Source organism: Streptomyces sp. ISL-11, from assembly GCF_018614525.1.
Lineage (GTDB): Bacteria > Actinomycetota > Actinomycetes > Streptomycetales > Streptomycetaceae > Streptomyces.
In genome coordinates, this window is sequence record NZ_JAGGOL010000136.1 from 543 (window position 1) to 10,517 (window position 9,975).

The window sequence follows — 9,975 nt, forward strand, 5'->3', positions numbered from 1 at the left end:
CCACCGGCACCGGGCGCACCCGGCACACCGGAGCCGCCCATGCCCGGAACACCCGGAGCGCCGGGCGGTACAGGACCACCGGCACCCGGTCCACCCGGGACGTTCGAGCCACCCGCACCGGGCGCACCCGCAGGCCCGGGCGGCACCGACGCGCCCACCCCGGGCCGGAGGCCCTGCCCACCCGGAACGTTCGCGTCACCCTCACCACGCGCCCCCGGCGCGTACGGCGGCCGGCCCGACGGGTCCTCGATCGCCGGGGCGATCGCCGTCGGCGGCAGCGCGCTGCCCGTCGCCATCAGCGCCGTCTTCGCGTCCGGCCGGACACCCGGCGCCGGAGCGTCGTCCTCGTCCGTACCCGACAGGGCCGGCGCCAGGACCGTCGCGGGCAGGCCGACGGAACGGTCGCCGTCGCCCTCGCCCGTGTTCGTGTCCGCACCCGCCCACGGCGTCGCCCCGACCGGGCCGTCGGAACCGTCCGACACCTCCGTACCCGGCCACGGGGTCTCCCCCATCGGCTCCGCCGAAGGCGCCGGCGAGGCATCGGCGTCGGGCCACGACGCCGCCACCAGCGGCTCCGGCTCGCCCTCCGGCGCGGCGGCCGGCTCCCCAGGAGCGCCAGGCGCACCGGAAGCCCCAGGCGCAGCCGCCCCCGTCGAACCCGACCGCCGGTCCGGTATCCCGATCGCGTCCGCCGCGTCCTGCAACCACTGCGGCGGACTCAGCAGGAACGACGTCGCCTCCAGGTCCAACCGCTTCGGCGGCCCCTCGGCCTCCGGCACCGACTCATCCACGGCCCCGTACTCCTCCTCGTAACGCCGGATCACCTCGCCCACCGGCAGCGCCGGCCACAGCGTGGTCTCCCCGCTGTCCCGGGCGATCACCAGGCGCGCCCGGCCGCCGTCCGACGTCGGGCCGTCCTCCCGGTCCTCCGCCCAGACCACGAAGCCCAGGTCGAACTCCCGCACCCGCACCTCCCGGTGCTGGTACGCCGGAACGTCACCGTTGACCCACCGCTCCGCGCGCTCCTGCGCCTGCGCGAACGTCACCATCCCGCGCTCACCCCTCCACCGGTACGGCGTACGCGAAGCCACCGTCGACCATCAGGTTCGCCACCGTCTCCAGCTCCGGCGGACCGCCCGCCAGCCGCGACAGGAAATCGTCGAAGTCCTCACCGCACGGCAACAACAGCCGCTCCACCCGCTCCTGCACCGTCCAGCCGTCCCGGTCCCGGGCGTCGTCGTACGGGCAGAACCACACCGAACCGAGCGCCTCGCCCCGTACCTTCACCACCAGGACGCCGCCCTGGACGAAACCCACACCCAGATAGTCCTTGGTGAAGTGGTCCCGCAGACACTTGTTCACGTACACGAGGTCATTGACCGCCGCGTCGTCGCGGACCGTGAAGAACGGCTGGTCCACCAGCAGACCCAACTCCGCGTCCAGCGCCGCGCCCACCGGCGCGCAGCCGCCCGCCGCCTTCAGGAACGCCCGGTACGCGCCGGGCAGGCGGTAGCCGAGGTCCTCCTCGACGCCCTGCACCTGCTCCTCCGTCACCGCCAGGTCCCGCTGCGGCAGTACGAAGTGCACCGGCCGGGTCTCCTGGAGCGGCCGCGTGCCCCGCTTCTCCTGGTCCACGGCGGCCGTCGCCAGCCCGCCGTGATGCCGCAGCAACGCCTTCACCTCGGCCGGCACCAGCTCCAGCCGCCGCGTGCCCGCCACGTGGTGCCACGTCCAGCCGTGCGGCGTCGCCACCGGCGGCAGACTGGCCCACAGCTCATGGCCCTCGGAGTGCAGAGCGGCATTCGCCGACACGTAGTCGGTCAGCCGCAGCTCGTCCACGCCGAAACCCTCCGGCGGCTCCGCGATCTCCGCGGCGGCCCGCGCGTACGGCGAGAAATCCGGGAAACCGTCGTCGTCCACCCGCACACCCTTGGGGTGGCGGCCGGCCCGTACCGGGTCCGGGAAGTGCACGACCTGCCCGGCGTAGGCCGTGTTCGGTGGCGCGGCCTGCTGCCCGAGCCGACCTGTCGTCATGGCGGATGCCCCCTGCTGACTCTGTCCCCTGCCGGCCCGGACATGTGCGGCGGACGCCGCGGGCCACCAGACCCCGGCCGCGCCACGGGACGGCCCGGCCGGTCGGTGTCCCCATGGCCGAGAACACCCCGTGCGGCACAGCCTATGCGGTGCCGCAAGACGGGGGCCCCGCCACGGACCCCGTTTGCGGCCGCACTCCCCACCGCCCGGCACCCATCACCGCACCCCCGACGACCCACGCCCCACAGCGATCACCCGGCACATGAACACCACACGACACTCACCCAACCCCGACCTGACTTCCACACCCGCCACCCCATTTGGCAGGCTGAACCCCGCAACAGGGGGATTGCACGGGAGGGAAGAACCACACCATGCACACAACACAGGACCGCCGGCCCGCCGACGAAGGTGCCACCGCACCCGGCGACCCCCGGCTCACCTGGAGCGCCACCGAGGACGCCGACCGGTCCCCCGCCCTGCTCCACCGCCGCGACGGAATCCTGCCCGCCGTCGCCGCCGCGCTCTCCGTCCGCGGCGAAACCCTCACCTGCACCGGCGGCAAGGCCGACCAGCCGCCCGCCCTCCACCCCCTCGTCCAGGACTTCCTCGACACCCTCACCAGCGACCGCCGCGAACGCTTCACCGGCCGATGTCCCGAAGCCCTCCTCCTCACCCGCTTTCTCACCGCCTTCGAAACCGGCCGCAGCAAACGCGCCGCCCGCAAATCCCTCACGCACGGCGAGGCCAGACGCGCCCTCAAACACGCCAAGCTCACCGCCCGCCACATCCGCGAGGACGGCGACCCCCGCCATGGCGACTACGCACCCCCCTGCCGCTCCTGCACCGCCCTCCTCACCCACTTCGGCGTACGGGCCGTCGACCCCGCCGCCCCGAACCACGGCAAGAGCTGACTGAACCCATGCGCGCCTTCGACCGCACCGCCGCCACCCGATTCCCCGTCGCCGTCGACGCCGCCCTCCGCGAGGCCGGCTGGCAACCCGGCCGCTGGGACATCAAAGCCGCGGAGAGCTGGGCCGACGCCCTGCGCGCCCACACCTCACCCGCCGGCCACCGGCACACCGTCTTCCCCGCCGCCGTCGAAGCGTGGGCCGAATTCGGCGGCCTCCACATCGCCGCCCCCGGCCCCGGCCGCCACGTCGCCCCCACGCCCTTCCACATCGACCCCCTGCACGGGCTCCACCTCGCCCGCACGGTCGCCGACCTCGGTCGCGCCCTCGGCGCCGACGTCTGCCCCCTCGGCCAGGAAGCCGAAGGCCAGGCACTCCTCACCATCGACGCCCACGGACGCGTCTACAGCCTCGACCACACCGGCGACTGGTACCTCGGCTCCGACATCGACCGCGCCATCGGCGCCCTCGTCACCGGCACCCGCCCCGCACGCCTCTCGGCCGGCCCACGCCCGTAACCCGCCGAAAGCCGAAAACACCCCCACCCGGCACACCACCCACAAGGCCGTGCACAAGGGTCGAGAACCGGCCAAAACGGGGTCGAGAACCAGCCAAATCCGGAACCCTCCAAAACGGGCCCCACCACGTCCGGGGAACCGCCCGGCTCAGGCCGGCACAACCACCGGAGCCGCACCCGACTCCCCGGCCGGAATCACCGCCGACACCCGGAAACCCCCCGCGTCCGTCACACCCGACACGAACGCCCCGCCCAGCGCCACGACCCGCTCCCGCATCCCCACCAGACCATTGCCACCACTCGGCAACCCCGCGTCCGCCCCACCCACCGACGGACCGTTCTCCACCTGCAACGCCACCTCACCCTCCCGGTGCGCCACCCGCACCAGCGCCTTCGCCCCCGGCGCGTGCTTGTGCACGTTCGTCAGCGCCTCCTGCACCACCCGGTACGCCGTCCGCTCCACCCGCGCCCCGTACGAACGCTCCTCCCCCTCCACACACAACTCCACGGCCATCCCCGCCGCCCGCGACTGCCCCACCAGATCCTCCAGCCCGTCCAGACACGGACCGTCCCCCACAGGACCCGCACCGGCAGGCGCCGCCACCCGCGCCGAAGCCGCCGCGGCCACCTCCGCCAGCCGCGCCGAACCCGCGGCCGCCTGCGCCGACGCCACCCCGTCCGACGACGTCCGCAGAACCCCCAGCATCTCCCGCAACTCCGTCAACGCCTGGCGCCCCATATCCCCCACCAGACCCGCGTTCCTCGACGCCTTCTCCGGATCCTTCAACGCCACCGCCTGCAACGCCGCCGCGTGCACCACCATCAACGACACCCGGTGCGCCACCACGTCGTGCATCTCCCGCGCGATCCGCGTCCGCTCCTCGTTCCGCGCCCAGACCGCCCGCTCCTCCGCCCGGTCGGCCAGCAGGGACAACTCACGCTCCAGCCCGTCCGCACGCTCCCGCAGACTCTCCACCAGCCGCCGCCGCGCCCCCACGTACAACCCCAGCAGCACCGGCGGAGCCGACAGCCCCAGCGACATCAGCGCCGAGAAGAACGTCACCAGCCACATCCCCGGCCGGCCGCCGTCCTCGCCCAGGTCCTCGTGGAAGCGCACGAACGCCACCAGGAACGTCCCCGCGACCGAGGCCCCCGCCAGCACCACGGTCAGTCGGCGCGGCACGTCCGAGGCCGCCAGCGTGTAGAGACCCACGATGGCCAGCAGGAACCCCATCTCCGCCGGCGTCGTCGCGATCCCCACGAGCACCACCGCTATCGGCCACCGCCGCCGCAGCACCAGCGACGCCCCGACCGGCACCCCCACCGCGACACCGAGCACCCCCGGCACCCCGATGTCCCCCGCGAACGAGATCCCCTCGGCCGCGCACTCCATCGCCGACAGCAGCGCCAGCACGACATCCAGCACCATGCTCCGCCGCCGCGTCCACCACCAAGGCCCTCCGGGCCCGCCCCGCGCGCCCGCCTCCGCGATTGCCCCCGTTGTGCTCATACCACCCAGACTACGGGCGCTCGCCACCGGTTTTCCTGTACGTGCGGCAGCACGAGGTGTGAGCGATTGGGGGTGAATCCGGCTAGTTTCCCTCGAACTGTTGAATCGACCGGGTTTTCGTCATATGCGCGTACGTCCGGGACGAGCCTGAACGCATGACCGAGACACACCGAGACGAGCGGAATCCACAGGACACACCCCGCCCCGCCTGGACCAGACACCCGAACGCGAAGGACGAGGTGCGACTGAGAGCCCGCGAACTCCGGTCGCAAGGGATGACCTACGACGAGATCCGGGCCGAGCTCGGCTGCTCGAAAAGCTCGATCTCCGCATGGGTACGGGACCTGCCGAAGCCGGCACCGAGATGGGCCCACGTCGAGCGGATGCAACGCATGGAAGAGGCGCAGACCAGGCTCGGCAGAGAGCGGGACGAGGAACGCCGCCGACTGGCCCACGAAGCCTCACTGGAGGTCGGCGGCACGAGCGATCGCGAGCTTCTCCTAGTCGGAGTGGCTCTGTACTGGGCGGAAGGCCAGAAGGACAAGGCGTACGCCCGGCGGGAGTGCATCTCCTTCATCAACAGCGACCCGCAGATGATCAGGGTCTTTGTGCGCTGGCTGGAGCTCCTGGGCGTTGGGCGCGACCGCCTCCGGTGCAGCCTTCACATCCACGACAGCGCGGACATCACCAAAACCACCCGATTCTGGTCGGATCTCATCGACGTTCCCACGGATCAGTTCTGGAAGCCGTGCATCAAGAAGGACAATCCGGGGACCAACCGCCTCAACCGAGGAGAGTCGTACCGGGGCTGTCTGAAGATCTACGTCACCAACAGCGCACGGCTGTACCGTCGCATCGAAGGCTGGTGGTACGGCATAGTGGTGGCTGCGCGAAAGCCCGATCAAGTGAATCGGACATAGCGGACGAACCATCCCGGGTCGTCTAATGGCAGGACAAATGGTTTTGGTCCATTGAATGAGGGTTCGATTCCTTCCCCGGGAGCTGGAAGTTCGAATGCATCGGGTCCTGACCGCCCAGGTCAGGACCCGCCCGCGTTTCCTCCTCTAAACGCACCGGTATCCTTCGGATGTCCACCACCCGAAGCCGAAGGGCACACCCGTGAGCGCCAACCGCCCGGCAGCCGTCGTCGTCCTCGCAGCGGGTGAAGGCACCCGCATGAAGTCGGCGACCCCCAAGGTCCTGCACGCCATCTGCGGCCGCTCCCTCGTCGGGCACGTCGTCGCCGCCTCCCGCGAGCTGGACCCCGAGCACCTCGTCGTGGTCGTCGGGCACGCCCGCGAGCAGGTCGCCGCGCACCTGACGGAGATCGACCCGGACGTCCGTACCGCCGTGCAGTACGAGCAGAACGGCACCGGCCACGCCGTCCGCATGGGCCTGGAGGCCCTCGGCGAGAGCGGGACCGTCCTCGACGGCACCGTGGTCGTCGTCTGCGGCGACACCCCGCTGCTGACCGGCGAAACGCTCAAGAACCTCAGCGACGCGCACGCCGCCGACGGCAACGCCGTCACCGTGCTGACCGCCGAGGTCCCGGACTCCACCGGCTACGGGCGCATCGTGCGCGACGACACCGGCGCCGTGACGGCGATCGTCGAGCACAAGGACGCCACCGACGCGCAGCGCGAGATCCGGGAGATCAACTCCGGCGTGTTCGCGTTCGACGCGAGACTCCTCACCGACGCCCTCGGCAAGGTCCGTACGGACAACAGCCAGGGCGAGGAGTACCTGACCGATGTCCTGGGCATCCTGCGCGAGGCCGGGCACCGGGTGGGCGCGGCCGTGGCCGGGGACCACCGGGAGATCCTCGGGATCAACAACCGGGTCCAGCTGGCCGAGGCCCGCAAGCTGCTCAACGAGCGGCTGCTGCACGCGGCGATGATGAGCGGGGTCACGGTCGTGGACCCGGCCTCCACGTTCATCGACGTCTCGGTGACCTTCGAGCCCGACGCGCTCGTGCACCCGGCCACCCAGCTGCTGGGCGCCACGCACGTCGCCACCGGCGCCGAGGTCGGCCCGAACTCGCGGCTGAAGGACACCTCCGTCGGCGCGGGCGCGGTCGTGGACAACACGGTCGCGGACGGCGCGGAGATCGGCGAGGGCGCCACCGTGGGCCCGTACGCGTACTTGCGTCCCGGTACGAAGCTGGGGACGAAGTCCAAGGCGGGCGCGTACGTCGAGATGAAGAACGCCGTGATCGGCGAGGGCACCAAGGTGCCGCATCTGTCGTACGTGGGCGACGCGACGATCGGCGAGTTCACCAACATCGGCGCGGCGAGCGTCTTCGTGAACTACGACGGTGTGAACAAGCACCACACGACGATCGGCTCGCACTGCCGTACCGGCTCGGACAATATGTTTGTGGCTCCGGTCACGATCGGGGACGGCGCGTACACCGCGGCCGGCTCGGTCATCACCAAGGATGTGCCCCCGGGTTCGCTGGCTGTCGCACGCGGGCAGCAGCGGAATATCGAGGGCTGGGTTGCTCGTAAGCGCCCCGGAAGCGCAGCCGCACAGGCCGCTTCTGCTGCTAGTCGAGAGGTTCGTCCGGCGTCCGAGGACGCCGCCGGCGAGCAGTGACCGTGACACGGGCACGCCGTGCGGGGCGTACCGTGATAAGCGCACACAAAGCGACATCCAAGGAGACTGTGCTGTGACCGGGATCAAGACGACCGGCGAGAAGAAGCTGATGCTCTTCTCCGGCCGCGCCCACCCCGAGCTTGCCGAGGAGGTCGCGCACCAGCTGGGCGTCGGCCTGGTCCCGACCAAGGCGTTCGACTTCGCCAACGGCGAGATCTACGTCCGCTTCCAGGAGTCGGCTCGTGGTGCTGACTGCTTCTTGATGCAGAGCCACACGGCTCCCATCAACAAGTGGGTCATGGAGCAGCTGATCATGCTCGACGCTCTGAAGCGGGCCTCCGCCCGGAGCATCACCGTGGTCGTGCCGTTCTACGGTTACGCCCGTCAGGACAAGAAGCACCGCGGCCGAGAGCCGATCTCGGCCCGTCTGATCGCCGATCTGTTCAAGACGGCGGGTGCGGACCGGATTCTCACGGTCGACCTGCACACGGACCAGATCCAGGGCTTCTTCGACGGCCCGGTGGACCACCTGTTCGCGCTGCCGATCCTGGCGGACTACGTGGGCGCCAAGGTGGACCGCGCGAAGCTGACCGTGGTGTCGCCGGACGCGGGCCGCGTGCGGGTCGCCGACCGCTGGTGCGACCGTCTGGGCGCGCCGCTGGCGATCGTGCACAAGCGCCGTGACAAGGACGTCGCCAATCAGGTCACCGTGCACGAGGTCGTCGGTGACGTGAAGGGCCGGGTGTGTGTCCTGGTCGACGACATGATCGACACCGGTGGCACGATCTGCGCCGCCGCGGACGCGCTGTTCGCCAATGGTGCGGAGGACGTCATCGTGACGGCCACGCACGGTGTGCTCTCGGGTCCGGCCGCGGACCGTCTGAAGAACTCGAAGGTGAGCGAGTTCGTGTTCACGAACACGCTGCCGACTCCGGGTGAGCTGGAGCTGGACAAGATCACGGTGCTGTCGATCGCGCCGACGATCGCCCGCGCGGTGCGTGAGGTGTTCGAGGACGGTTCGGTGACGAGCCTCTTCGAGGAGCAGGCGTAACAGCCTTCCCTCACTGATCGATTTCTGGGCGGCCTCCCCGCCGGGTACACTTCACAAGTTGCTCGGCGAGGGAGGCCGCACCGTTGTGTGCGGCGGTCCGTTATCGACGCGCTCTTCGTAGCAGGTCTGTCGTGGGCCGGGTAACGGCCGTCAGATCTTTCGCTTACTACGAGGAGTGCTCATGTCCGAGGTCAAGATCCCCGCACAGGTCCGCCGCGAGTTCGGCAAGGGCTACGCCCGCCGCGCCCGTGTTGCCGGTCAGGTCCCCGCCGTTGTCTACGGTCACGGTGGCGAGCCGGTTCACGTGACCCTGCCGGGCCACGACATGATGATGGCGCTCAAGACCCCGAACGTCCTGCTCTCCCTGGACATCGAGGGCCGCACCGAGCTGGTCATCCCCAAGGCCGTCCAGCGTGACGCCCTCAAGGGCTTCCTGGTCCACGTCGACCTGCTGGTCGTCTCCAAGGGCGAGAAGGTCACGGTCGAGGTTCCGGTCCAGACCGTGGGCGAGCTGGCCCCGGGCGGCAACCTGCTCGAGCACATCCTGAACACCCTGACGGTCGAGGCCGAGGCCACCCACCTCCCCGAGTCCGTGACCGCGAACATCGCGGGCCTGGCGGCCGGTGACTCCGTGCTGGCGAAGGACGTCGTCCTGCCGGCCGGCACGACCCTGGCCGTCGACGGTGACATCGTCGTCCTGCAGGTCATGGGCGCCCAGACCGAGGCCCCGGCCGAGGCCGAGGGCACCGAGGCCTGATCCTCGGATCCCCTCAGTTTTTCTTTCAGCCGCCGTCCCGCTCCTCGGAGTGGGGCGGCGGTTGGCTTATGAAGGAGAATGTGCGGATGACGGACGATACGAGCCCCTGGTTGATCGTGGGACTGGGGAACCCCGGCCCGGAGTACGCGGGGAACCGCCACAATGTCGGCTTCATGGTGGCCGACCTGCTCGCGGAGCGCCTGGGCGCGAAGTTCAAGGCGCACAGGACGCGGGCGCAGGTCGTCGAGGGCCGGCTGGGTGCGCCGGGGCCTTCGAGCCGCCGGGTGGTCGTCGCGAAGCCGATGTCGTTCATGAATCTGTCGGGTGGTCCGACGGCGGCGCTGCGGGACTTCTACAAGGTTCCGGTCGAGCGGATCGTCGCGGTCCATGACGAGCTGGACATCGATTTCGGGCAGCTGCGGCTGAAGCTGGGCGGTGGCGACAACGGCCACAACGGTCTGAAGTCGATCACGAAGGCGATGGGTCCGGACTACTGCCGGGTGCGTTTCGGCATCGGGCGGCCGCCTGGCCGTATGCAGGTGGCGGACTTCGTGCTGAAGGATTTCTCGTCCACGGAGCGCAAGGAGCTGGCGTTCGAGG

General features: G+C 70.6%; 9 protein-coding genes, 1 tRNA gene and 1 pseudogene. 8 read left to right on the forward strand and 3 right to left on the reverse strand.

Going from position 1 to position 9,975, the window contains the following annotated elements; genetic code table 11:
* Positions 1-1,049: pseudogene (locus J7E86_RS24680) on the reverse strand (hypothetical protein); the annotation flags it as partial.
* 7 nt (positions 1,050-1,056) lie between these two features.
* Positions 1,057-2,034, reverse strand: coding sequence for an SMI1/KNR4 family protein (locus J7E86_RS24685; RefSeq protein ID WP_215084330.1), 978 nt, complete (start codon positions 2,032-2,034; stop codon positions 1,057-1,059).
* A gap of 374 nt (positions 2,035-2,408) precedes the next feature.
* Between J7E86_RS24685 and J7E86_RS24690 the strand changes: the two genes are divergently transcribed.
* Together J7E86_RS24690 and J7E86_RS24695 are read left to right on the forward strand one after the other, a co-directional pair.
* Positions 2,409-2,948, forward strand: coding sequence for a YwqJ-related putative deaminase (locus tag J7E86_RS24690; RefSeq protein WP_215084332.1), 540 nt, complete (start codon positions 2,409-2,411; stop codon positions 2,946-2,948).
* 8 nt (positions 2,949-2,956) lie between these two features.
* Positions 2,957-3,463, forward strand: coding sequence for an SUKH-3 domain-containing protein (locus J7E86_RS24695; RefSeq protein WP_215084334.1), 507 nt, complete (start codon positions 2,957-2,959; stop codon positions 3,461-3,463).
* A gap of 147 nt (positions 3,464-3,610) precedes the next feature.
* Here J7E86_RS24695 and J7E86_RS24700 read toward each other — a convergent pair whose 3' ends face one another.
* The gene (locus J7E86_RS24700) at positions 3,611-4,972 is read right to left on the reverse strand and encodes a sensor histidine kinase (protein ID WP_215084336.1); all 1,362 of its coding nucleotides are present in this window, start codon (positions 4,970-4,972) and stop codon (positions 3,611-3,613) included.
* A gap of 155 nt (positions 4,973-5,127) precedes the next feature.
* Between J7E86_RS24700 and J7E86_RS24705 the strand changes: the two genes are divergently transcribed.
* The 6 genes from J7E86_RS24705 to pth all read left to right on the forward strand — a co-directional run.
* Positions 5,128-5,892 carry a helix-turn-helix domain-containing protein gene (locus J7E86_RS24705; protein ID WP_374223854.1) on the forward strand — a complete coding sequence of 255 codons (765 nt, stop codon included), beginning with the start codon at positions 5,128-5,130 and terminating at the stop codon, positions 5,890-5,892.
* Positions 5,893-5,903: 11 nt separating this feature from the next.
* Positions 5,904-5,974 (forward strand) — tRNA-Gln (locus J7E86_RS24710).
* Positions 5,975-6,091: 117 nt separating this feature from the next.
* Complete coding sequence (glmU, locus tag J7E86_RS24715) at positions 6,092-7,567, forward strand: bifunctional UDP-N-acetylglucosamine diphosphorylase/glucosamine-1-phosphate N-acetyltransferase GlmU (protein WP_215084340.1); 1,476 nt, start codon at positions 6,092-6,094, stop codon at positions 7,565-7,567.
* A 73-nt stretch (positions 7,568-7,640) separates the two neighbouring features.
* Positions 7,641-8,618, forward strand: a complete 978-nt coding sequence (locus tag J7E86_RS24720; RefSeq protein WP_215084342.1) for a ribose-phosphate diphosphokinase — start codon at positions 7,641-7,643, stop codon at positions 8,616-8,618.
* Positions 8,619-8,799: 181 nt separating this feature from the next.
* The gene (locus J7E86_RS24725; RefSeq protein WP_215084344.1) at positions 8,800-9,375 is read left to right on the forward strand and encodes a 50S ribosomal protein L25/general stress protein Ctc; all 576 of its coding nucleotides are present in this window, start codon (positions 8,800-8,802) and stop codon (positions 9,373-9,375) included.
* Between the two features lie 86 nt (positions 9,376-9,461).
* The coding region (gene pth / locus J7E86_RS24730; protein WP_215084345.1) for an aminoacyl-tRNA hydrolase at positions 9,462-9,975 on the forward strand (514 nt) is incomplete at its 3' end.

What these genes read in the sequence shown, in the direction of transcription:
- J7E86_RS24685 (WP_215084330.1), bottom strand. Translation starts at nt 2,034, where the DNA reads ATGACGACAGGTCGGCTCGGGCAGCAGGCCGCGCCACCGAACACGGCC.
- J7E86_RS24690 (WP_215084332.1), top strand. Translation starts at nt 2,409, where the DNA reads ATGCACACAACACAGGACCGCCGGCCCGCCGACGAAGGTGCCACCGCA.
- J7E86_RS24695 (WP_215084334.1), top strand. Translation starts at nt 2,957, where the DNA reads ATGCGCGCCTTCGACCGCACCGCCGCCACCCGATTCCCCGTCGCCGTC.
- J7E86_RS24700 (WP_215084336.1), bottom strand. Translation starts at nt 4,972, where the DNA reads ATGAGCACAACGGGGGCAATCGCGGAGGCGGGCGCGCGGGGCGGGCCC.
- J7E86_RS24705 (WP_374223854.1), top strand. Translation starts at nt 5,128, where the DNA reads ATGACCGAGACACACCGAGACGAGCGGAATCCACAGGACACACCCCGC.
- J7E86_RS24725 (WP_215084344.1), top strand. Translation starts at nt 8,800, where the DNA reads ATGTCCGAGGTCAAGATCCCCGCACAGGTCCGCCGCGAGTTCGGCAAG.